The sequence below is a fragment of the uncultured Selenomonas sp. genome (genome assembly GCA_905372355.1).
Taxonomy (GTDB): Bacteria; Bacillota; Negativicutes; order Selenomonadales; family Selenomonadaceae; genus Selenomonas.
In genome coordinates this window covers 142669-166106 of record CAJPOT010000003.1, presented here as the reverse complement: position 1 = coordinate 166106, position 23438 = coordinate 142669, and the positions used below count along the sequence as shown (strand labels likewise).

Annotated in this window: 21 protein-coding genes; 11 read left to right on the top strand and 10 right to left on the bottom strand. The window is 58.1% G+C overall.

Translation table 11 applies throughout. The annotated features are described in order from the left end of the window. The first annotated feature begins 34 nt into the window (after positions 1-34). The 6 genes from QZ177_RS02790 to QZ177_RS02765 all read left to right on the top strand — a co-directional run bounded on the left by QZ177_RS02790 (position 35) and on the right by QZ177_RS02765 (position 6250). Entirely contained in the window at positions 35-1621 is a 1587-nt protein-coding gene (locus QZ177_RS02790) for an ABC transporter substrate-binding protein (protein ID WP_294175460.1), read from the top strand. Continuing rightward, positions 1622-2608, top strand: coding sequence for an ABC transporter permease (locus QZ177_RS02785; protein ID WP_294175459.1), 987 nt, complete (start codon positions 1622-1624; stop codon positions 2606-2608). Further along, positions 2605-3453 (top strand): ABC transporter permease, encoded by an 849-nt coding sequence (locus tag QZ177_RS02780; protein WP_294175458.1) that lies wholly within the window; start codon positions 2605-2607, stop codon positions 3451-3453. Before QZ177_RS02785 ends, QZ177_RS02780 begins: the two co-directional genes overlap by 4 nt. An 8-nt stretch (positions 3454-3461) precedes the next feature. Continuing rightward, a complete protein-coding gene (locus QZ177_RS02775) occupies positions 3462-4280 on the top strand; it encodes an ATP-binding cassette domain-containing protein (RefSeq protein ID WP_294175457.1) in 819 nt (272 codons plus the stop codon). Between the two features lies 1 nt (position 4281). Further along, positions 4282-4887: an ATP-binding cassette domain-containing protein gene (locus QZ177_RS02770; protein WP_294175456.1), complete on the top strand. Its 606-nt coding sequence runs from the start codon at positions 4282-4284 to the stop codon at positions 4885-4887. Between the two features lie 223 nt (positions 4888-5110). Then, positions 5111-6250 carry an amidohydrolase gene (locus tag QZ177_RS02765; RefSeq protein ID WP_294175455.1) on the top strand — a complete coding sequence of 380 codons (1140 nt, stop codon included), beginning with the start codon at positions 5111-5113 and terminating at the stop codon, positions 6248-6250. Here the strand turns inward: QZ177_RS02765 and QZ177_RS02760 are convergent. The 6 genes from QZ177_RS02760 to QZ177_RS02735 all read right to left on the bottom strand — a co-directional run bounded on the left by QZ177_RS02760 (position 6231) and on the right by QZ177_RS02735 (position 12133). Next, positions 6231-7079 carry a deoxyribonuclease IV gene (locus QZ177_RS02760; protein ID WP_294175454.1) on the bottom strand — a complete coding sequence of 283 codons (849 nt, stop codon included), beginning with the start codon at positions 7077-7079 and terminating at the stop codon, positions 6231-6233. The two genes, QZ177_RS02765 and QZ177_RS02760, sit on opposite strands and share 20 nt — an antisense overlap. Positions 7080-7111: 32 nt before the next feature. Further along, a complete protein-coding gene (gene lgt, locus QZ177_RS02755) occupies positions 7112-7927 on the bottom strand; it encodes a prolipoprotein diacylglyceryl transferase (RefSeq protein WP_294175453.1) in 816 nt (271 codons plus the stop codon). Positions 7928-8063: 136 nt separating this feature from the next. After that, entirely contained in the window at positions 8064-8912 is an 849-nt protein-coding gene (locus QZ177_RS02750) for a polysaccharide deacetylase family protein (RefSeq protein ID WP_294175452.1), read from the bottom strand. A gap of 198 nt (positions 8913-9110) precedes the next feature. Beyond that, positions 9111-9998, bottom strand: a complete 888-nt coding sequence (locus QZ177_RS02745) for a fructose bisphosphate aldolase (RefSeq protein ID WP_294175451.1) — start codon at positions 9996-9998, stop codon at positions 9111-9113. Positions 9999-10169: 171 nt separating this feature from the next. Further along, the gene (gene fba, locus QZ177_RS02740; protein ID WP_265071684.1) at positions 10170-11159 is read right to left on the bottom strand and encodes a class II fructose-1,6-bisphosphate aldolase; all 990 of its coding nucleotides are present in this window, start codon (positions 11157-11159) and stop codon (positions 10170-10172) included. Positions 11160-11227: 68 nt separating this feature from the next. Further along, positions 11228-12133, bottom strand: coding sequence for an RluA family pseudouridine synthase (locus QZ177_RS02735; protein ID WP_294175450.1), 906 nt, complete (start codon positions 12131-12133; stop codon positions 11228-11230). Positions 12134-12349: 216 nt separating this feature from the next. On the opposite strand from QZ177_RS02735, the gene QZ177_RS02730 reads away from it, so the two are divergent. Next, on the top strand, positions 12350-13579 hold the full coding sequence (locus QZ177_RS02730) for an aspartate kinase (protein ID WP_294175449.1): 1230 nt from the start codon (positions 12350-12352) through the stop codon (positions 13577-13579). Positions 13580-13663: 84 nt separating this feature from the next. After that, a complete protein-coding gene (locus QZ177_RS02725) occupies positions 13664-14908 on the top strand; it encodes an aminotransferase class I/II-fold pyridoxal phosphate-dependent enzyme (RefSeq protein ID WP_294175448.1) in 1245 nt (414 codons plus the stop codon). A gap of 67 nt (positions 14909-14975) precedes the next feature. On the opposite strand, the gene tkt is transcribed toward QZ177_RS02725, so the two are convergent. Continuing rightward, positions 14976-16967, bottom strand: a complete 1992-nt coding sequence (tkt, locus tag QZ177_RS02720; RefSeq protein WP_294175447.1) for a transketolase — start codon at positions 16965-16967, stop codon at positions 14976-14978. Between the two features lie 116 nt (positions 16968-17083). After that, on the bottom strand, positions 17084-17965 hold the full coding sequence (locus QZ177_RS02715; protein ID WP_294175446.1) for a DMT family transporter: 882 nt from the start codon (positions 17963-17965) through the stop codon (positions 17084-17086). A gap of 272 nt (positions 17966-18237) precedes the next feature. Here QZ177_RS02715 and QZ177_RS02710 point away from each other — a divergent pair, with 272 nt between their 5' ends. Both QZ177_RS02710 and holA read left to right on the top strand, forming a co-directional pair. Next, complete coding sequence (locus QZ177_RS02710) at positions 18238-19179, top strand: 2-hydroxyacid dehydrogenase (RefSeq protein WP_294175445.1); 942 nt, start codon at positions 18238-18240, stop codon at positions 19177-19179. A 94-nt stretch (positions 19180-19273) separates the two neighbouring features. Continuing rightward, positions 19274-20338: a DNA polymerase III subunit delta gene (holA, locus tag QZ177_RS02705; RefSeq protein WP_294175444.1), complete on the top strand. Its 1065-nt coding sequence runs from the start codon at positions 19274-19276 to the stop codon at positions 20336-20338. A gap of 42 nt (positions 20339-20380) precedes the next feature. Here the strand turns inward: holA and QZ177_RS02700 are convergent, their stop codons facing one another. Beyond that, positions 20381-21310 carry a hypothetical protein gene (locus QZ177_RS02700; RefSeq protein WP_294175443.1) on the bottom strand — a complete coding sequence of 310 codons (930 nt, stop codon included), beginning with the start codon at positions 21308-21310 and terminating at the stop codon, positions 20381-20383. A gap of 245 nt (positions 21311-21555) precedes the next feature. On the opposite strand from QZ177_RS02700, the gene QZ177_RS02695 reads away from it, so the two are divergent. Further along, on the top strand, positions 21556-22197 hold the full coding sequence (locus tag QZ177_RS02695; protein WP_265071675.1) for an HAD-IB family phosphatase: 642 nt from the start codon (positions 21556-21558) through the stop codon (positions 22195-22197). Here QZ177_RS02695 and mutY read toward each other — a convergent pair whose 3' ends face one another. Continuing rightward, positions 22198-23415: an A/G-specific adenine glycosylase gene (mutY, locus tag QZ177_RS02690; protein WP_294175442.1), complete on the bottom strand. Its 1218-nt coding sequence runs from the start codon at positions 23413-23415 to the stop codon at positions 22198-22200. It abuts the gene before it with no gap. Between the last annotated feature and the right edge of the window lie 23 nt (positions 23416-23438).

The following is a 23438-nucleotide window of genomic DNA, read 5'->3' as shown; positions in this document are numbered from 1 at the left end:
TTATGAGTATTCAGTGTTATGGATGCGAGGAGGCATGAAAGTGAAGAAGTTTTGTATGTTTCTGCTGGCGGCGATGATGATTCTCACCGTCGGCTGCGGAGGCACGGATCAGGCGAAAAACGAGCGCGCAGAGAAGGGTGAAATCGTGATCTCGGTCGGCAAGTATATGGTAGGCGAGGGTTTCGATCCGACGATGGGATGGGGGCTCTGGGGACCGGATCCGTTCCACAGCGCATTGATGGGACATGATGAAAAGAATCAGCTCATCAAGGAGCTGGCTACAAACGTTGAGCGTTCAGAGGACGGGCTGAAATATACCTTTACGATCCGGGATGATGCGAAATTCTCTGACGGTCAGCCGCTGACGGCAGAGGATGTCGTCTTTACCTACGAAACGGCGAAGAAGGCGGCCAGCGCCGTGGATCTGACCGCGATGGAGTCGGTGCGCGCCCTGTCCCCGACGCAGGTGGAGTTCAAGCTGTCACGCCCGTGGTCTGTTTTCCTCGAAACGGCGGCATCCCTCGGCATTGTGCCGAAGCACGCCTATAAAGAAGGGTATGCGACGGCGCCGGTCGGCAGCGGTCCCTGGAAGGTCGTCTCGTTCCAAAAGGAACAGCAGCTTGTGATGGAGCCGAACGAATATTATTACGGAGAAAAGCCGAAGCTGAAAAAGGTGACGGCGCTGAATCTGGGCGATGATGCTGTGCTTGCAGCAGCGCAGTCCGGACAGGTCGATCTCGTCTTTGCACCGCCCGAATTTGCGGCGGCAAGCGTGCCGAATATGAAATTGGTGCTGATGGACACCATCGACAGCTTCTGCGTCAATATGCCGCAGGAGCCGGAGCATGACGAAAACGGCATGCTGGTCGGCAACAATGTGACGAGCGATCCTGCCATCCGCCAGGCACTGAACATCGGCATCGACCGCAAGACGATCATCGAGAATGCGCTCGGCGGCTTCGGAAAGCCGACGATGAATTTTGCGGAAGCTCTTTCTTGGGCGAATAACGATTTGCAGGAATCGGACAACCGCGTGGACGAAGCAGTGAAGATCCTTGAGGCTGCGGGCTGGGTGGATACGGACGGCGACGGCATTCGCGAGAAGAACGGTCAGAAGGCGGAATTCGTCATCAATGGCCGTTCCAATGACCTGCAGCGCTACAATACAGCGGTGGCGCTTGCACAGGATGCGAAGAAGCTCGGCATCAACATCATCGCAAAGTCGACGCCATGGTCGGAAGCCCGTAAGATAGCGCGCAACATCCCGACGGTATGGGCGGGCGGCGACTATACGCCGCAAACGATCTACAATTATTTCCACTCCTCGCAGATCGGCGTGAATGTCATCAACAATCCTGCAATCTACCGCAACCCGACGGTCGATGCGCATATTGACCGGGCGCTCGCTGCAACCTCGGACGAGGAAGCGCTGCGTGAGTTCAAGGCGGCGCAGTGGGACGGCGTGACGGGACCGAAGGCCGACCTGCCCTATATCTGGATTGCGACGGTTCAGGTGCCGTATTTCGTCAACGAGCGGCTCGACCTCGGGAAAATGCGGGCAGGTGAGCGCGGGCAAGGCATGGGAATCCTTGTAACTCTTGACGAATGGCAGTGGAAGTAAATGGATAAGAGAATCGTATACTTTCTGGGAGGCAATCTTTTTCGGCTTGTGCTCCTCCTGGCTGCGGTGAGCGTCATCAGTTTTATCCTGCTCGCCAATTCGCCCATCGACCCCATCGACGCGTACTTCATCAATAAGGCGGCATCGGCGGAGCAGCATGCGCTCGTCGCCGCCTATTGGGGCTTTGACAAGCCGCCGCTGGAGCGCTTTCTGCTTTGGGCGGGGAATATTCTGCACGGTGATTTCGGCACGTCGTTCATCTATCGTGCGCCCGTACTGGAAGTCATCGGGGAGAAATTCCGTCTGACGCTGCTTCTCATGATGACGGCGTGGACGCTCTCCGGTGCGGTCGGCTTCGTGCTCGGCGTTCTCGCGGGAATGTACCGCGGCAGCCGCCTGGACAAGGCGATCCAGGGGTTTTCCCTGCTGTGCGTCTCCGTGCCGGTGTTCTGGCTCGGCCTTTTGTTCCTCATGGTCTTCGCGGTCAAGCTGCAGTGGTTCCCGCTGGCGCTTGCCGCGCCCATAGGGAAGCTGAACGAGGAAGTCACGCTGGCGGAGCAGATCCATCATCTGATCCTGCCGGCGCTGACGCTCAGCGTCACGGGGATTTCTTCCATCACGCTGCAGACGCGTGAAAAGATGATCGAGGTGATGGGGACGAACTACATGCTCTTTGCCGAGGCGCGCGGCGAGAATCTTTGGCAGCGCGTGCGGCGGCATGGTTTGCGTAACATCCTGCTGCCTGCGATCACCTTGCAGTTCGCGTCCTTCAATGAGCTGTTCGGCGGCGCCATTCTCGCGGAGACGGTGTTCTCCTACCCGGGACTGGGCAGTACGGTCACGCTGGCGGGGCTGCGCGGCGATCTTGCACTGCTGCTTGGCATTGCGGTCTTCAGTGCAATCTTTATCTTTGTCGGCAATCTCATCGCCAACATTCTATATGGGATTGTGGATCCGCAGCTGCGCGAGGGGAGGGGGATGTCATGAACAAGGCGCTTCCCCTCGCGCAAAGCGGTCTAAGTGTCCGTCAGCGCCGGCTCATCTTTGCCGTGTTTGCGACCCTGTTCATTTTGGGACTGCTCCTCTGGGGTACGACGATGGATGAGAGTTCCTATGCGGTCGACTTCGGACAGAAAAATCTTGCGCCGTCCGTCCTTCATCCGTTCGGTACGGACAACATGGGGCGCGACATGTTTCTGCGCTCCGTCAAGGGCATGTCGATCAGTCTGCAGATCGGTTTTGCCGCCGCGTTTTTCAGCTCCTGCATCGCGCTCATCCTCGGAACGTTGTCGGCGGCATTCGGCGGCAAGGTGGATCGCTTCGTTCTTTGGCTCGTCGATCTCTGCATGGGAATTCCGCACATCCTCCTCATCCTCATGATTTCGGTGATGATGGGCGGCGGAATCCTCGGCGTATCCATCGGCGTCATCGTCACGCATTGGCCGCGTTTGACGCGTGTCATCCGTGCGGAAGTCATGCAGCTGCGCTCGCAGCCCTATGTTCTGGCGGCACGTCAGTATGGCTGCTCGTGGTTTTCCATCGCGCGGAGGCATTTTGTGCCGCACGTTGCGCCGCAGTACATCATCGGGCTTGTTTTGCTCTTTCCGCATGCGATCATGCATGAGGCAGCCATCAGCTTCCTCGGCTACGGCCTGCCGCTCGATATGCCGGCGATCGGCATCATCCTGGCGGAGTCCATGCGCTATCTGGCGCTCGGCATGTGGTGGCTGGCATTTTTCCCGGGCTTCTTGCTGCTGCTCGTCGTGCTGATTTTTGATCGTCTCGGCGAAGCGCTGCGCGATCTTCTCGACCCACAGTCCGGACAGGAATAGGAGGCTTTATGGGACAAGAACTTCTCGAAGTAAAGAATCTGTCCGTGTCGTTTCGCATGTATCAGAGCGCACTGAAGCATACACTGGTGGCAGGGATGTACGATGTCAATCTGTGCCTAGGCGCAGGAGAAATCCTTGCCGTCGTCGGCGCAAGCGGTTCGGGCAAGAGCCTTTTGGCGCATGCCCTGCTCGGCATCCTTCCGTACAACGCCGTGACGAGTGGCGAGATGATCTATCGCGGGACCGTGCTTGATGCGGCGCGTCAGGAAGAGCTGCGCGGACGGGAGCTGGCGTTGATCCCGCAGTCTGTGACATACCTCGACCCGCTCATGCGCGTCGGCAAAGAGGTATGCGGGCTCTACGGTTCGCCTGTCGATATGGCGGCGACCTTCCGGCGTCTGCATTTGGAGGAAAAGGTTCAGCGCCTGTATCCGTTTCAGCTTTCGGGCGGCATGGCGCGGCGCGTCCTCTTTTCTACGGCGGTCATCACGGACGCCGCTCTCATCATCGCGGATGAACCGACGCCCGGCATGGATATCAAGAGCGCCGTCGAGGCATTGCAGCTTCTGCGCGAGCTTGCCGATGCGGGAAAGGGCATTCTGCTCATCACGCACGACATCGATCTCGCCGTCGAAGTTGCCGACACGGTTGCCGTTTTCTATGAAGGCCGAACCGTGGACAGGGTTCCGGCCGCTGCATTTTGCGGCGACGGCAGAGAGCTGCAGCATCCCTATACACAGGCGCTTTATCATGCCCTGCCGCAGAACAGTTTCAAGGTCTATTCGGCGCAAGAGGTGCGGCAGATGACGGAAGCGGGAGGTGCATGAGATGCTCGATGTGAAGAATCTCTCCTATCGCTATGGGATGAACGCTCCCGTTCTGCAGAATATATCTTTGCATATTGCAGACGGGGAACGGCTCGCTCTTTTAGGATCAAGCGGGCGCGGCAAGAGCACGCTCGCGCTGCTCCTTGCAGGCTATCTGCCGCTGCAGGAAGGGGCTATTGCATTGGACGGTGCAGCCTTGCCGAAGGGCGGCTACAATCCCATCCAGCTCATCTATCAGCACCCGGAAAAGGCGATGGATCCGCGCTGGAAGGTGAAGGATTCCCTGCGCGAAGCGTGGGATGTGCCGGATGAACTCCTCAGGGCGATCGGCGCCGAGCCTGACTGGCTTCTGCGCTGGCCGAACGAACTCTCGGGCGGTCAGCTGCAGCGGCTGTCGATTCTGCGCGCGCTCAGTCCCAAGACGCGCGTGCTCATCGCCGACGAGATCACGGCAAGCCTTGATCCCATCACACAGGCGCAGATCTGGTCGGTCATCTTACAGGAAGTCGAAAGACATGATATGATCCTCATTGCCATCACGCACAACGAGGCATTAGCGCGGCGCATTTGCACGCGCCTGGTGCATGTCGATGATCTGCAGGCATGAATAAAAAACGGCATCTGTCCTTGACGGGTGCCGTTTTTTTATTCATGCCCCAAAAATTTGCTGCATGTGCAGATTATTTTGCTGCAGAAACTGTAGGGCTGTGCTGTGTGTGGATTTTTTTGATGTCTTTAGATGATACAGTGGGACGAGAAGCTTTGTTGACAAAATGGTGCAGGCAATATATAATATACTAAACATATATGAATTAGAGAGGCAAAACATTATGTCAGCTATCGAAAACATCGAAGTATATATCGAGGAAGAATTTCAGTGGTTTCACCGCCATCCGGAGCTTTCTTATGAAGAAGTGGAAACGACGAAGCGTATCCGCGCCTCCTTGGAACGTGCGGGCATACGCATTCTCAAATTGCCGCTTTCGACAGGAATTGTTGCGGAAGTGGGAGAGGGTGAGCCTGTCGTTGCCTTGCGTGCCGATATCGACGCCCTGCCCATCGAAGAGCAGACGGATTTGCCGTACCGCTCGGAGAATGAGGGACGCATGCACGCCTGCGGGCATGATTTTCATACAGCATCCGTTCTCGGTGCGGCGCTTCTGCTCAAAGAGCGCGAGATGGAGCTGAAGGGGCGCGTACGCCTGTTCTTCCAGCCAGCAGAGGAGGCGCCGGGCGGGGCTAAGGTACTCATGGAGGCGGGAGCCCTGCGCGATGTACAGGCAATTTTCGGACTTCACGCGTCTCCCCTTTTGACGGTTGGCACGGTCGGCATATCGGAAGGTGCTGTCACGGCGGCAGTCGACCGCTTCGTGTTACGCTTCATCGGCAAGGGGACACATGCCGCGCATCCGCAGCGCGGCATTGATCCGATTCCGTTGGCAGCGGGATTCATCCAAGCGGTGCAGACCGTCGTCGCGCGCAACCTTCATCCGTTTTCGGCAGGGCTGGTGAGCGTCACGCATGTCGCCGCGGGGAATACGTGGAACGTCATCCCCGAAGAAGCGCTCGTCGAAGGAACGACGCGCAGCATGGATGGAGAAGAACGCGCCTTGATTCGTAAGCGCGTCTGCGCTTTGGCTGAAGGTCTGGCACAGGCGCATGGTGCTGAGGTAGTGACGGATTGGTACGAAGGACCGCCGGCGACGGCGAACGATGTTTTTTGGACATCGTTTTCCAAGAGGGTGGCAGAGGAGTGCGATTTGCAGATTGTGTCTGCTCCGAAATCTTTGGGCGGCGAGGACTTCGCCTTCTATCAGGAAAACGTGCCGGGCTGTTTCGTGTTGGTTGGAACGGGACTATCTGCTGCCATCCACAATCCGAGTTTCCGCGTAGACTCCGCTGCTCTCGCGCCGACGGCGCATTATCTAGCGGAACTTGTGCAAGGGGCGCTTATTCAGAGCGCTCCCTGAGCAGGGCAATCTCTCTTGCATATCCTGCATCGTCGTTCGGTGTTTCCAAGATGAAAGGCAGATGGCGAATCTTCGGGTGACGAATGACGCGCGTCAGGGCTTCGAGTCCGATTTCTCCTTCGCCGATGCGTGCATGGCGATCCTTGTGGGCGGCGCGGACGTTGAGGCTGTCGTTGAGATGGACGGCATGAAGGCGGGAGAGGCCGATTACACGGTCGAATTCTTCAAGTACGCCGTCGAGATCGTTTGCGATGTCATATCCTGCATCCCAGACGTGACAGGTATCGAGACAGACGCCGAGCCGTTTCTTGCAATCTACGCGCTCGATGATGGCGGCGATTTCCTCGAAGCTGCGCCCGACCTCCGTTCCCTTGCCCGCCATGGTCTCCAGGAGCACGATCGTCTTTTGCGCCGGATCGAGGACGTCGTTCAAAAGGTCTGCGATAAGCTCGATGCCTTTTTCTGCGCCTTGCTGTACATGACTGCCGGGGTGAAAATTGTAGAGCGTGTTCGGGATATGCTCGAGACGTGCGAGGTCATCTACCATCGCCTCGCGTGCGAAGGCGCGTAGAGTATCCTTGGCGGCGCAGGCGTTCATTGTATAGGGTGCATGGGCGACGAGCGTGCCGATGCCGTGCTCTTCGCGATATTTGCAGAAGGCGCGTACGTCGTCCATGTCGAGCGGTTTCGCCCTGCCGCCGCGCGGGTTGCGTGTGAAGAAGGCGAAGACGTCGGCATCGAGGTTCACTGCGGCCTTTCCCATGGCGAGATAGCCGCCGGCAGACGAGAGATGACAGCCGATGTGAAGCGTATGGTTTGTCTTTTGCATGGTATGGACTCCGTTTCACTGAGGTGGGACGCTCATGTGTGGGCGGCACGCTTGCGATTTTTCTTCTTCGGCGGTTCTGCCGTACGCGTTTTGAAGCCGAGCCAGAGGAAGAACGCGAGTGCGATGGCAAAGGCGACGAGACTCGTCATCTGTGCGGATTTGAACAGTCCAAGGACGAGTTCGTTGTAGTCGCCGCGCAGGTATTCGAGGAAGAAGCGTGCGGCGGAGTAGAGCATGACGTAGAGAGCGAACGCCTGTCCCTTCGCATGATTCGTCGCGCGAAAGATGAGGAGAAGCGCGAAGATGAAGATGTCAAGCTGGCATTCCCAGATTTCCGCCGGCCACAGGGGCTGATTGCCGTAGGTGTGGAAAGCGAGCGTCGTCTCGGGATAGAGTATGCCGAAAGAGGAGCCGGTCGGTGCGCCGAAGGCGTCACCGTTCAGAAGATTGGCCGAGCGGCCAATCGCTTGTCCGAGGATGATGGCGGGCGCTACGATGTCGGCGAGCGCCCACGTGTCGATGCCGTGACGGCGTGTGTAGAGGATGCCAACGACGGCGCCAAGCAGCACGCCGCCCTGGATCGCCATGCCGCCCTGCCAGACGTTCAAAAGCTCCGTCAGGTGGTTCTGGTAGTAATCCCAATCGAAGAAGAAGACGTCCCAGAGCCGTGCGCCTAAGAGCCCTGCAATGCCGCAGTAAATTCCCATGTCGACGATGTGCCTGTGGTAGCGTCCATCCTGTTTGGCGAGGAAGTAGGCGACGCCCGTCGCCAGGATGATGCTGAGGCTCAGGATCAGCCCGTAAGCGCGCACGGGAAAGTCGCCGATGAAAAACAAGTATTGGTGCATGAGAAGTGCCTCCGTTGAATCGTTATTTTTAGGCTACAAGGATTGTATCATTTTACGACTTGCTCTGTCTACTGTTTGCGATATTGTATTCACTGATGAAAAACACCCCCGGAACGGGGGCGTTTTTTGTATGGTGTCAGGGTGTAGGAATGAAGCGTGCACAGGTATCGTGACCACCGCTCAGAAGTTCCGCGCGCACGTTTTGCAGGCGGGAGAAGATTGGAGTGAAGAGGAGGCGCAGCTTGAAGCGCAGGAAGGAGTGGGAGTTGGAGCCAAAGATTGGTATGCGGTTGAGCGCATATTGGTCGTCGCCGGGATGGTCGAGCCCGTAGTTGACGGTGAACGCCGTGCGGTAGCCGGCTTCCCTTACGACACGCTGCACTTCGTCATTGTAAGCGCCGCAGGGGTAGGCGATGGAAGTGACCTTTTTATTGAGGTGCGATTCAATCGCTTTCTTGGAGTCGACGGCTTCGTGCTGCAACTCTTCAGCAGAGGAAAGCTCGCTGAGCGCGACATGGGTCATCGTGTGGCACTCGATGTCGATGATGCCTGAGTCCTGCATTTCTTGGCAGATTTCCCATGTGAGATAGTTCGGATAGACGTTCAGATAGTCCGTGATGATGAAGATGGAACCTTTAAGCCCGTATTTTTGCAGGATAGGGTAGGCGTTCTTGTAATTGTCGATATAGCCGTCGTCGAAGGTGAGGAGGATGGGCTTTTCGGGCAGAGGGGCGCCGTTTTCGAGGTGATCGGCAAGTTCGTTCGGCGTGATGGGATGGTAGCCGTTTTCGGCGAGATACTGCATCTGCGCTTCGAACTCGGGCGTACTCAACGTCAGGGCATTGTGGTCACGGTCGTTGATCTGGTGATAGTTGAGAACGGGAACGCCGCCTTGGAAGCTGGTTGAGCATAGGTACGCTGCAGCGAGGAGCAAGACGAAGAGCGAAAGTATGATGGCAAGAATTTTTTTCTTTGAAGTATGCATTGAGAACACGTCCTTGGTTTGTATGATATAGGGGGTCACGAGAAGGTTCGTATGCGATACCCTCTAGTACCCTATCATATAGCAGGGGATTTTCTCTGTCAAGATTGGAAAATCCTGCAAAGAAAAAGGCAGGACAGCGTGTCATGTGCTGTCCTGCCTTTTCTTTGCAGATTTTTGGAAAGAATGCTCTGGGCTTTCTCAGGTGATGGAGGCCTTATATATGCCGTCGACGGCGGTCTTCAAAACCTTGTCGAACTCGGCGTCGCTCTGGCTTGCGCGAAGATCCTGGGCGAGGGCGCGTGAGAAGCTGGCGATGAGGCCGCGATTCTTGGCAAGTTTCTCATTGGCCTCATCCTGCGGGTAGCCGCCGCTCAAAGCGACGATGCGCACGACGTGCGAATCCTTCATGAGTTCTTCATAGAGATTTTCTTTCGTCGGAATCGTGACTTTGAGCATGATTTTGTCGCCGGCGGGAAGCTTCGCCACGTTCGCCTTGATTTCTTCGAGCATGATGGCTTCCGCTTCTTCCTTCTTGGCGCAATGGATGTCGACTTCCGGCTCCAAGATGGGGACGAGTCCCTTGGCGATGATCTCTTTGCCGACGGCGAACTGCTGCTCGATGACAGCCTTGATGCCCTCTTTGTTCGCCTCCTTGATGACGGAGCGCATCTTCGTGCCAAAGATATGGCGCTCTACAGCGCGGTCGAGGAGGGCGGAGAGTCCGTCGATGGGCTTCATGAGCTGTACGCCGTCCTTCTCGGCGGCGAGTCCCTTGTCAACCTTCAAAATCGGCACGATGCCTTTCTTCTCCCACAGGTAGTCTGCCGTATAGAGGCCGTCGATCTTGCGATCCATCGTGTTTTCGAAGAGGATGGCCGCGAGAATCTGCTCCTTTGTGAACGAGGGGCTTTTGATGATGCGCGTGCGCATCTCATGAACGCGCGTGAACATCTCCTCGTCGTTGGAATAGGCGCTCTCATCGACGCCGTAAGCCTTCAGCGCTTTCGGTGTCGAACCGCCGCTCTGGTCGAGGGCGGCGATGAAACCCTTGCCGCTGGTCATGCGATTGAGCTGCTCTTGATTCATTTTGCATACCTCCTTAAATCGTTTCCATTTCTATTATACCTCTACGCGTGCAGAAAGTAAACGAAATTGAAAATAAATATCAAAATATAAAAATCGTGCAGAAAGCAGCTTTCTGCACGATTTTGAAAGAACGTTTATTGAGGCGGCGCACAGTTTGTAAAGCGTCTGAGCTTACTTCAAGAGCGCCATGACCTCTGCGGCCTTGCCGTCGGAGCCGAGGACTTCCTTGATCTTGTGCTCGACGAGTTCGCGGATGTAGTCGCGTCCCGGCGCGATGTACTGGCGCGGATCGAAGTGCTCGGGATGCTGCTTGAAGTGCTCGCGGATGCCCGCCGTCATGGCGAGGCGCAGGTCGGAGTCGATGTTGATCTTGCAGACCGCCGACTTCGCCGCCTTCCTCAGCTGATCCTCGGGAATGCCTACGGCATCGGCGAGGTTGCCGCCGTTGTCGTTGATGATCTTGACGTACTTGGGAATGACGGACGAGGCGCCGTGCAGTACGATGGGGAAGCCCGGCAGGCGCTTTTCGATTTCCGCGAGGATGTCGAAGCGCAGTTCGGGCGGCACGAGCACGCCCTGGGCATTCTTCGTGCACTGCTCGGGCTTGAACTTGAAGGCGCCGTGGCTCGTGCCGATGGCGATCGCGAGGGAGTCGACACCCGTGCTCGAGACGAATTCCTCGACCTCTTCGGGACGCGTGTAGTGCGCATCTTCAGCGGCAACTTTCACATCGTCCTCAATGCCCGCGAGCTGTCCAAGCTCACCCTCAACGACGACGCCATGCGCATGGGCATACTCGACGACGCGCTTCGTAAGTTCGATGTTCTCCTTGAAGCTCAGGTGCGAGCCGTCGATCATGACGGAGGTGAAGCCGTCGTCGATACAGGACTTGCACGTCTCGAAATCCGGGCCGTGGTCGAGATGCAGGGCGATGGGCAGATCCTCGCATTCGAGCGCAGCCTGCACGAGGTGTTTGAGGTAGGCGGGCTTCGCATACTTTCGCGCACCGGCGGAAGCCTGCAGGATGATGGGAGACTTCACAGCCGCCGCCGCTTCGGTGATGCCCTGAACAATCTCCATGTTGTTGACGTTGAAAGCGCCGATGGCGTAGCCGCCCTCGTGGGCTTTCTTGAACATTTCTTTTGTTCCGATGAGTGGCATGATCTCAACCTCCTATGAATAGATGATACTCGTTTACCGCTCTATTATATCATAATTTAATGAAAGCGTCATGAATCTTTCGTGAAAAGAGAAAAATTACCGTAGATTTCGGGGAAAAAGACGGACATATCTGCAGGCAGAGGTGCATGTACAGTGATTTCTTCGCCACTCGACGGGTGACGAAGGCGCAGGCGATGGGCGTGCAGCGCTTGACGGGCGATGCGATCCGTTCTGCCGCCGTAGAGGTCATCGCCGAGGAGCGGATGGGCGAGGTGCGCGAGGTGGACGCGGATCTGATGCGTGCGTCCCGTCGCCAGGCGAAGCGCGAGAAGCGAAAGTCCGCCATGCTCTGCAAGAGTTGTATAGTGTGTGACGGCGCATTTTCCCTCAGGTGAGACTATGCGCTCAATGATGCTGCCAGGGCGGCGCGCGATGGGCGCGGCGATCGTGCCGCAAGGCTCGGGCAGTTTGCCTTCGATGACGGCGAGGTAGATGCGCTCGATTGCATTATGTGCGGACAAGAGGTGCTGCACGTGCGACTCCTTGGCGATGAGCACGAGTCCGCTCGTCTGGCGGTCGAGGCGGTGCACGGGATGAAAGGCGTGCTTTTCACCGTGCGCTTCGTAGTGAAAGAGCACGGCGTTGGCGAGCGTATGACTGTACTCACCACCCGTCGGATGAACGAGCATGCCTGCAGGCTTGTTGACGATGAGAAGCGCCGCGTCCTCATAGAGAATGTCGAGCGGAATGTTTTCGGGCGCGATGCGGCTCTCTTCTGCCAGATGCCAGCAAAGTTCATCGCCGCTTTGGATGCGGGTCTGTGCGGCGTTGGCGGGGCGTCCGTTCAGCGAGAACGTGCCCGAACGCCGCAGTTTCTTCCAGAGCGTCGTGGAGAAGCCGCACTCCTTTTGCAGAAACTCCCGAAGCGCCATACAAGTCAGTCCTTCCGGCACGATAAGCCGCGTCTTTCCCATGCAATCACTTCCTTTTCCAGCAATATAGCATGGAGAAGCAGGGTTGTCCATTTGCATTTTGTATTTTTTTGTTTCTCGCTAGACGTGGACATGAAATTCTTGTATAATATAAGGCGGTCAAGCTCATTTCTTGAGATTTTGTAACGAATGACCATTCTCAAAGGACATTTTTGCTCGTGACATTTTTCTTGTCGACGGGCAATCTAGGAGGAAGTTATGGCTCTGATCGTAAAGAAGTTTGGCGGCAGCTCGGTTGCCACTACGGAAAAAATCAAAGCGGTGGCGCGGCGTGTCCTCGATGGCATGAAGCCCGAGGACAAGGTCGTCGTCGTCGTCTCCGCCATGGGAGACACGACCGATGATCTCATTGAGCTGGCGCGCGGCATAGACAAGAATCCGTACCATTATGCGCGTGAGATGGACATGCTGTTGACGACGGGCGAGCAAGTTTCCATCGCGCTCTTGGCGATGGCGTTCTGCTCGATGGGGCATAAGGCGATCTCCTTGACGGGCGCGATGGTCGGCATGGGCACGAACTCCGTGCATACGAAGGGGCGCATCGTAGGCATTGAGCCGAAGCGCGTCGAGGAAGCGCTCAATGAGGGAAATATCGTCGTCGTTGCAGGATTCCAGGGCGCTGACTCCTTCGGTGATCCCGTGACGCTCGGACGCGGCGGCTCAGATACCTCGGCTGTGGCTCTTGCGGGCGCTCTCGCTGCGGACAGCTGCGAGATCTTCACGGATGTGGACGGCATTTACTCTGCCGACCCGCGCCTCGTCCAAGGTGCACGCAAGATGCAGGAGATTACTTACGACGAGATGCTGGAGATGGCGCGCCTTGGCGCGGGCGTCATGCAGCCGCGCTCCGTGGAAATGGGCAAGCACTTCGGCATTCCCATCCATGTACGCTCGACGTTTACCGAGAAAACCGGCACGATGATCAGGGAGGCTTATACAATGGAAGAGAAGGATTTTGAAATCAGGGGGCTGGCACACGACGACAAGGTGGCAAAACTCGCCGTCATGGGTGTGCCGAACCAGCCGGGCGTCGCACATTCCCTCTTTTCTGCGCTCGCTGATGCCAATGTGAGCGTGGACATGATCGTGCAGAGCGTGCGAAACATCGAGCATAACGTGACGGACATGGTCTTCACCGTCGCCGTCGACGATCTCGAAACGGCGCGTGAGATCGTCGAGGATGTCAAGAAGAAGCTCAATGCCGTGTCGGTTCTCGTCGAGGAGAACGTCGCGAAGGTTTCCATCGTCGGCGTCGGCATGCTCGGCAACCCCGGCATCGCAGCGCGCATGTTCGGCGCCCTGCAGAAGGCAAACGTCAACATCGACATCATCAGCACGTCGGAAATCAGCATTTCTTGCCTGATCACGAAGGACAAGCTCAAGGAAGCGGCGAATGCGATCCACGACGAGTTCTTTCCGCGCGGCTGAGCGGGACTCGATGAAGAAATAAGGGAGCGCCGATACATCCGGTGCTTCCGCAGGAAACAAGGTAAGTGGGAGGCTTCATATAAAATGAGCACGAAGATGGCAGCATCGCATACGGAAAACAAGGTTCTGAACGACGTGATTTTCGCCGCGAGCGGCGCGGCGACGGCGGCGGCGAAGGAGCATGGAGCAGAGAAGATCACGAACGCCACATTGGGTGCGATCTTTGGCGAGGATGAAAAGCTCGCCTGCATACCGACGGTCGAGAAGGTGCTGCGCGAGCTGCCGATTCCCGAGATCATCGCCTATGCACCCGTCGCGGGTCTGCCTGCATATCTTGAGAGCGTGAAGGACATCGTCTTCGGCAATCATCGGCCGGAGGGCTATGTCGAGGCCGTCGCGACGGCAGGCGGCACGGGCGCCGTCCACCATGCGATCGAAAACTACTCGGAGATCGGCGACGCTGTGCTCACCGCCGATTGGTTCTGGGGTCCTTACAACGCGCTCTGTCAGAACATCGGGCGGCGCTTGGAGACGTTCCAGCTCTTCGACGAGGCGCATTCCTTCAATGCCGCCGCTTTCACGGCGAAGGTGGAGGCGCTTCTCGAAAAACAGGATTCTCTCCTCATCATCCTCAATACGCCTGCGCACAATCCGACGGGCTATACGCTTTCCGATGAGGATTGGGATGCGGTTCTTGCGACCGTAAAGGCTCATGCGAAGAAGGGCAAGCGCATGAGCGTTCTCGTTGACATCGCCTACATCGAGTACAGCGGCACGAAGGATGAGACGCGCGGCTTCATGGAGAAGTTCGCGCATCTTCCCGAGAATGTATTCGTCATGTTCGCTTTCAGCATGTCCAAGGGGTATACGTTCTACGGACAGCGCACGGGAGCAATCGTCGGTCTTTCCGCAAGCCGCGCCGTCATTGAGGAATTTTCGGACGTCAACAAGTTTTCGAGCCGTGCGACATGGTCGAACATCAATCGCGGCGCTATGGCGCTCCTGGCAACGATTCAGCAGGATGCGGCGCTTCTCGCCGCGTACGAGAAGGAGCGCGATGCGCTCTATCAGATCGTGCGCTCGCGCGGTGCGCTCTTCATGAAGGAGGCGCAGGACTGCGGACTCAAGGCTCTGCCATACAAGGCGGGATTCTTCCTCGCCGTGCCTTCGGAAGATCCGCAAGCTGTGGCGGACAAGCTGCATGACGATCTCGTTTTCGCCGTTCCCTTGAAGCGCGGTGTGCGCATCGCCGTCTGCGGCGTCGCCACGAAGAAGATCGAGGGGCTTGCCGCAAAGGTCAAGAAGGCATGGGATTTCGTGGGCAAGTGAGCCTTGCTCGTTGATGCACGCACGCAAAAAGGAGCTGCTCGGGGCAGCTCCTTTTTCTTGTGTGCGATTATTTTTCCAGAACCTTCTTCATCGTCGCGACGACGTTTTCCTTCGTGAAGCCGAACTTCTTGAAGAGGACGCCGGCGGGGGCGGAAGCGCCGAAGCCGTGCATCGTGACGGTCGCACCGTCGAGTCCCGTGTAGCGTTCCCAGCCGAAGCCGGCGGCCGCTTCGACGGCGACGCGGGCGCGGATGGATTTCGGCAGGACGCTTTCCTTGTATTCAGCGGATTGCTGTTCGAAGACGTCAATGGACGGCAGGGAGACGACGCGCACGGCGATGCCGTCTTTGGCGAGTTCTTCCTGCGCTTCGATGGCGAGCGATACCTCAGAGCCGGTGGCGATGAGGATGCCCTGCGGCGCCCCCTTCGCTTCGGAAATGATGTAGCCGCCCTTCAGGGCTTCCTTGGAGCTTCCTGCAAGCTGCGGCAGATTCTGGCGCGTGAGCGCGAGGACGGTCGGCGCATCCTTGCTTGTTACGGCGCTGTACCAAGCGGCGGCCGTCTCCGTCGCGTCGGCAGGGCGGAAGACGTTGACGTTGGGCGTCGAGCGCAGCATGGCAAGCTGCTCGATCGGCTCGTGTGTCGGACCGTCTTCGCCGACGCCGATGCTGTCGTGCGTGAGCACGTAGACGACGGGCAGCCCCATGAGTGCGGCGAGGCGCAGCATGGGCTTCGTGTAATCGCTGAATACGAAGAAGGTCGCGATGTAAGGCAGGACGCCGCCGTGCAGCGCGAGGCCGTTGGCGATCGCCGCCATGCCGAGTTCGCGCACGCCGAAGTGCAGGTTGCGTCCCGCACGATCCGTGCGGCTGAAATCGCCTGCGCCGTCCATCACGGTCTTGTTCGACGGCCCGAGATCTGCGCTGCCGCCGATGAGCTGCGGCACGATTTCCTTGAGACGCTGGATCATCTTGCCTGACAAGGCGCGCGTCGCGGCGGGCTTGTCCTCGTACGCCCAGAAATCCTCGCTCTTGAGCAGCGCCGCAGCATCGACAGGCGCGTGGAACGCATCCCAGCGAGCCTTCTCCTCGGGGTACTTCGCGCAGTAGGCATCAAAAAGCTCGTTCCACTTCGCCTCAAGAGCCGCTCCCTCAGCGGCGAGCTTCTCGTAATGTTCGTAGACGGCGGCAGGAACGCAGAAGCTCTCGGCAGGATTTTCCCAGCCGAGGTTTTCCTTGAGCGCGCGCAGGTTTTCTTCGCCGAGCGGTTCGCCGTGGGCGCTCGCCTTGCCTTCCTTGGCAGGGCAGCCGAAGCCGATCTTCGTTTTGATCGTGATGAAGGACGGCCGCTTCTTGTCTGCCTTTGCCTCTTCGATCGCCTTGCCGATGGCGGCGAGATCCGTACCGTCCTCGACCGTGAGCGTCTGGAAGCCGAAGGACGCCATGCGCTTTTCCACGTCTTCGGTAAAGGCGAGGTCGGTGCCGCCCTCGATGGAGATGTTGTTGCTGTCGTAGAGCACGATGAGCTTGTCGAGCGCGAGCGTGCCCGCGAGCGAGAAGACTTCGGAGGAGATGCCCTCCATCATGCAGCCGTCGCCGCCGAGAGCGAATGTGTAGTGATCGACGATGGGGAAATCCGGCTTGTTGAAGATGGCGGCGAGATGCGCTTCAGCAATCGCCATGCCGACCGCCATGCCCATGCCTGCGCCCAGAGGCCCTGTCGTGGCTTCCACGCCCTTCGTATGACGGTACTCGGGATGGCCGGGCGTCAAGGATCCGTCCTGGCGGAAATTCTTGAGGTCGTCGAGCGTCAGCCCGTAGCCGAAGAGGTGCAGCAGGGAATAGAGCATGGCGGAGCCGTGCCCGGCGGAGAGGATGAAGCGGTCGCGGTTCGCCCAGTTTGGATTCTTGCCGTTGTGCTTCATGTGGTGCGCCCAGAGTTCGTAAGCGATCGGGGCTGCGCCGAGCGGCAGGCCCGGATGGCCGGAGTTCGCCTTCTGCACGGCGTCCGCCGAAAGTGCACGGATCGCATTCACACAGGTGGTGTCGATATTGCCCATAGATTTCTCCTCCTTGAAATCGTCGTTTGTTGACCTCTTTCATCATACATGATTTATTTGGAAATGTATAGCGTGAGAGGAAAGTTTTGCAGAAAGTCATGCTGCAAGATACTGCGTCAGCGCTTGTTGAGAAGCGCGATGGAGAACAGGATCAGCACGACGCCGACCGATTCGGTGAGGCCGAAGGGGACGGCGAGCAGCGCGGTGGAGAGGAGTACGGCGGACAAAGGCTCGATGGAACTCAGGATGCCGATGGTGCTCGGCTGGATGTATTTGAGGCTTTCGAGATATGACCAAAAGGCGATGACCGTACCGAAGAGGACGACATAGATGAATACGGCGACGGAGGCGGCGTCCAAGACGCCGGCGAAGTTCCATGGTGCGCGAAAGGGCATGAGCAGGAAACCGCCGAGGAGCATCGCCCAGCCGATGACGAGAGGCGAGCGGAAATTGTCCAGCAGCCATTTGGGCTGTATGGTGTAGATGGCAGCGCAGAAAGCGGAAGCGACTCCCCAGAAGAGAGCGATGGGCGGGATGGCGAGAGTCGAGAGACTGCCGCGCGTCAAGATGAGGAACGTGCCGACGAAGGCGAGCAGCACGCAGCCGCTCTCGCGCAGCGACGGCAGGCTGCGGCTCTTCAGGGCGAGCCAGAGGACGACGATGATCGGCATCAGGTACTGCAGGACGCTCGCCGCTGCCGCGTTGCCGTGCTCGATGGAAGAAAAATACGTGTACTGCACGCCGAGCATGCCGAACAGGCTGAAGAAGAGAAGCCGCTTCGCCGCCGTGCGGTTTCGCCAAACGGAGAAGATGCTCTTGCGGTTTCTTGCCGCATCGAGCAGCAGAAGCAGTATGCCTGCGAGCGTCATGCGCATCATGACGAGCCATTCGGTGGAAAATCCTTTTTGCTGCAGCAGGAATTGCGCGGCAACGCCCGAGCCGCCCCAGAGCAGCGCGCCGAGCGCCACGAGCGAGACGCCTTTTTTCGATGGATTCATGGTATTGCTCCTTGTCTTTCGTTTCGTCTCTGACTATAGCATTTCTGGGGGCAAAAGAAAAGGGAGCAGAAGCGGAAGCGTAGGTTTTTAGGAAGCTGGGAAGGCAGATGAAATGATGTCGTGAAGCCGGGAAGCGGAAAGTTTATGCGCGCTTGCTCACGCCGATGGGATGAATTTGACAGACCGATATGCTATAATGGAAGCGCAATATCGGATGCGGGGTAAGGGGAGGCATCCAAACATTCTTGGCAGTCAAGAAAGGGAGGATTCGCATGAAACTCGTAATCACGGAGCCGCTGGGGATCTCGGAGGCGCAGGCGGAGGCGCTGAAAAAGGAGTATCTGCCTCAAGAACTTGAAATGGTCTACTGCAATACGCCGCCGCAGGACGACGCGGAAAAGGCGGCGCGTGCCAAGGGGGCAGAGCTTGTCATGCTCGCGAACATGCCGTTCAAGGAAAACGTCCTGCAGGAGCTTTCGGACGTCAAGTTCCTGAGCGTCGCCTTCACGGGCGTCGACCATGTGGCCATGGACTACTGCAAGGCGCATGACATCGTCGTTTCCAACTGCTCGGGCTACGCCAATGAGGCGGTCAGCGAGCTTGCCATCGGCCTGGCAATCGGACTCTACCGCAAAATGCTTGCTGCAGATGAGGCGGTGCGTGCGGGCAAGACGCGCGCCGGACTTCTCGGCATCGAGCTTTCGGGCAAGAAGTTCGGCGTCGTCGGTGCAGGCGCCATCGGCAGGCGCACGATCGCGCTCGCGCAGGCGTTCGGCTGTGAGGTGTACTACTACAACCGCAAGGAGGCGAAGATCGACGGGGCGAAGTATGTGAGTCTCGACGAGCTGATGGAAGTCTCGGACATCGTTTCGCTGCATGTGCCGCTGACGGCGGAGACGAAGGGTCTGATCGGAGAGAAAGAGATTGCCAAGATGAAGAAGACGGCGATTCTCATCAACACGGCGCGCGGCCCCGTCGTCGACAGCAAGGCTCTGGCAGACGCCCTCAAGGAAGGCCGCATCGCGGGTGCGGGCATCGACGTCTTCGAGGGCGAGCCGCCGATCGCGGGCGATCATCCGCTGCTTCATGCGCCGAACGTCATCCTCGCGCCGCACGTCGGATTTGCGACGCAGGAGGCGATGGAAAAGCGTGCCGTCATCGCCTTCAAGAATGTGCAGGCGTACCTTGCGGGCAAGCCGCAGAACGTGATGTAAGGGCGCAGATTTTTAGCAGATTTTTATAGGAAGCGTGCAGAAGCTATGGCTCTTTTGTTGCCATAGCTTCTGTTTTGACGGATGGGGTGAGGCGTTGAAGTACGGGCCGTTCATGGCGGCGCTCCGCAAGGGAGAGCCGAAGCATGTCTACCTGCTCGCGGGCGAGGAGCATTACTATATCGAAAAGGCGAAGGCGGCGATCTTAGAGCGCCTCTTTCCTGCGGGCGAAGGTCTGCGGGACGCATTGGAAGAAGCCGTGCCCGACATGGATGCCGACGCGCTGATCGGCCTCTTGGAAACGGTGCCGTTCTTCGTGCCCAAGCATGTCGTGCTCGTGCAGGACAGCCCCCTTTTTCGCGAGAAGAAGCGCCCAGCAGCGGACGGCGAGGAGGCGAAGGCAGCGAAAGGGAAGAAGAGCGGCGCGGACAAGAAGGAAGAGCGCCTGTTGCATCTTCTTGCCGACATGCCCGACTACGCCTATGTGATCTTCCTCTGCGCGGGCAAGGCGGACAAGCGGCGCAAGGCGTACAAGGCGATTGAGGCGGCGGGCGCGGTGCTCGATGCCGATGCCGTGCGCCCGTGGGAGATCGGCGACTGGCTCGCGGGAAAGCTCGCCGAGATTCACAGGGAGTTTGACCGCGAGGCGCATGCGTACTTCATGGGCGCCGTCTCCATGATGCATGAAGTCTCGCTCTCGTATCTCGACAAGGAGTTTGAAAAGCTCGCGCTCTATACCGCGGAGAAGCGCATCGGCAGGGCGGAGCTTGCCGCTGTATTCTCCGGGCTGCCCGAGGTATCGTCGTTTGCGATGATGGACGCGGTGAGCGAGAAGGACGTGAAGAAGGCTCTGACACTCCTGTGCCGCCAGACGGCGGATGGCGTGTATGCGCCCGTGCTGCTTGCCCTGATGGTGCGCCATGTGCGCCAGTTGTGGCAGGCAAAGCTCCTTCTGGCGCAAGGCGTGCGCGGCAAGGCTTTGGGCCCTTCGATGAAGCTTAATCCCTTCATCGCGGAGAAGCTGGGACGCGCGAGCATGAAGTTCTCCGAGCCTGTTTTGAAGCGGGCGATGCTCTCGCTCATCGACGCCGACTATCTGCTCAAGACGGGGCAGGGCGGCGCGGAATTGTTGGAAGATGCCGTGATCTCGCTGTGCCGTTGACAGAGGAAAAGCCGCCCCGTGCGCGGGGCGGCTTTTCCTCTATCAAGTTTCGCTGTCGAACGACTGCATCGGTACACCCTTGCGAGGCTTCGGCAGGTTACGGTAGGCGCGTGATGCGCTGAAGAAGCGCGTGGCTACCGTCATGCTGGCAGGGTCGAGGTTTTCGACGGAGCGCTCTGTTGTACTCGTGAGTTCCCGATATTTCGCCGTTTGCGTGAATTTCGCCCATGCTGCTTGCAGGGCGCGCGCCATGATGAATTCGATACCCGTCGTGTCCTCGGGCTGCTGCACGAAGGCGGAACTCGTCTTGGGCGGCGGAGCGCTGCCCGTACGCTTTTCGCGTACTGTAGCGGGGGCGGCAGATGCAGAATGCACAGGCTGCTGCTTTGCGGTGGTTTTCGTCGTCGTTGAGGTTTTTGCAGTGGTCGTGCCCGACGCGCTCGCTGCATCGAGCTTCCAGCGCGTGCGCGGTTTCGGCGCACCGAATGAATCGCGAGCAGGGGAAGTCTTTTCCAACGTCCTCGTCTCGGCGGCAGGAGTGCGCGCGGACACTTCCTCTGCCGCTTCCTTTTGACGTGCGGCGTTCCCAGCTTCATTCACGAGGCCGCTTGCGATGAGGAAGGCTTCGCTCGCCTCCTCCTTTGAGGTCGCGGCTTCGAGTTTTTCTACGAGCGCCTCGCGCGCGTCCTGCGCGGCTCGCGCCTTGGTGTAAAGTCCCGTATCAGAGCGTTTCAAAAAGCGCATCTCGTCCGCCATGAGTTCGTCGCCGTTCAAGAGCTTCTGCTGGATGATGCGGCGCATGGCGCGGCTCGCGCCATCGAGCTCTTCTGCCTGCGGCTCGTCGTCTGCAGTGCCGGCGTCCTGCGGCGCACGGTTCTTGAGCACTTGCCTTGCTTTGCCGCTGTAATCGATCTTCATGCCGATGTTCTTTTGCTTTACATAGGCGCTGACCTTGTCGCTCTCGTCAAACATGCCGAAATCCCTCCTGCAGCCGTTTTCTTCCTGCGATCAATATATAGGCTTATTATACCATGGAGACATATATCTGTAAACGTTTAGGCATACATTCTCTGCTGTGTTCGACGGCTGCCTTTGCGTGGGAATCGTTTTTGCTAAAGACTTTCTATGACATAGCGCTGATACATATTCCCTTGCTTTTCCGTGCGCGATAGCTTAACATGGAAAGGCAATATGAGAAAGGGGCGGGAGACGGAGTCATGACAAAGTTTATTTTCGACCTCGACGGAACGATTACGAAGGAAGAGACGCTTCCTGTTATTGCCAAACATTTTTCGATGGAAGAAGAGATTGAAAAACTTACGCGGCAGACAGTCATGGGGCATGTCCCTTTTGTCGAATCATTCATTCGGCGCGTCTTCCTTCTTGGGAAGCTGCCGATCGATGAGATTGATGCACTTTTGGAGGGGGTGGAACTTCATGAGCCGATCGTGAAGTTCATTCGGAAGAATCGTGCGCATTGCGCTATCGCTACGGGAAATCTTTCGTGCTGGGTCGCGAAACTCGTCGCACGAATTGGCTGCGAAGCCTACTGCTCCGAGGGAAAGATAGAGAACAACCGAGTAGTAGAGCTTATGAATATCATAAAGAAAGAAACCGTCGTTGAAAAATATCGTGCCGCAGGGCATCGCGTCGTCTTCATTGGCGATGGTCATAACGATGTGGAGGCGATGCGTGCCGCGGACATTGCCATCGCCTCGGGATTGACGCATGAGCCGGCGCAGAGCGTCCTTTCTGTGGCGGACTGTCTTGTACGGAATGAGGCGGAGCTGTGCAGCCGGCTGAATCAGCTGCTGGTAAATATTGTAGAGCCGCGAAAGCAGGATGTTTTGCCGAAATAATCAGGACGACGCCCCGTCCGGTGCTTGAAGATAAGGAAAGTAGCTGCGGTAGGCGGCAGGCACGCTGTAAATGTCGGCGATTTCCTGTGCCGTCGCCCAGAGAAACGGTGGCGTTTTTGTCTGAGCATCGTAGGGAGCGGTGGCTTCGTGGAGGCACAGGGAGGCAGGGCGTGCATTGGCCTCGACGGCTTCGGTTGAAGCAGGCGAGGATTTCGTCGCAGCGGATGGTTCATCGCTCGACGTTTCCGCCAGTTCGACGTGCCAGCCGACCATTTGCCATGTGATATGGGAGAAGATGTGCTGTGCGGCGGGGAGCGCGTGGAGTTTTGCGGGGATAAGTCCGATGGCTCGCAGCGTCTTCGCCGCCTCGTTCTTTTTGAGGTGGCCTTCCATGGCAGGAAAGCCCCAAAGCCCCGCGAGAAGTCCTTGTGAGGGACGCTTTTTGAGGGCGATTTTACCGTTTTTCGACAGCAGGAAGATCGTAAGTTTTTCCGTACGCCGCCTTTTGGGCGGCGTTTTTTGGGGCAATTCCGCCTGCAGATTGGCTTCCTTGGCGAGACATAGGCGTTCAAGCGGACAGGAGGGACAGCGTGCGGCGCCGCGCGGCAGACAGACGAGGGCGCCGAGCTCCATTAAGGATTGGTTGAAGTCGCCGGCATTTTCGGGCAGACGCGCGATCAGTGCTTCCTCGACAGCGCGTTTCGTGCTCTCCTTCAAGATGTCGGCCGGGCAGGCGAGGAGGCGCATGATGACACGCAGTACATTGCCGTCGACGGCAGGACGGCGCTCGCCGAAGGCGATGGAGGCGACGGCGCCTGCTGTGTAGCGGCCGATGCCGGGCAAAGTGAGCAGGTCGTCGAAGCGCGCGGGAATCTTGCCGCCATGGTCGCTGCAGATGAGACGCGCGGCAGATTGCAGGTGGCGCGCGCGGCTGTAGTAGCCGAGACCTTCCCAGAGCTTCATCAGTGTGTCTTCGTCGGCTCGGGCGAGAGCGCGTACGTCGGGCAGCGCGGCGACGAAGCGTTCGAAGTACGGTTTGACCGCCTCGACGCGCGTCTGCTGCAGCATGATCTCGGACACCCACACGCGGTACGGTGTAGGCTTCTCACGCCACGGCAGTGCGCGTTTTTCGCTATGAAACCAGCGCAAGAGAGGCTCGGCGATCTCGTCGAGAGTTTCTATGTTTTTCAAGATGTTTTCCTGCGGTCTTTTTGCCATCGAAGTCTCCTCTGGTCATGGTG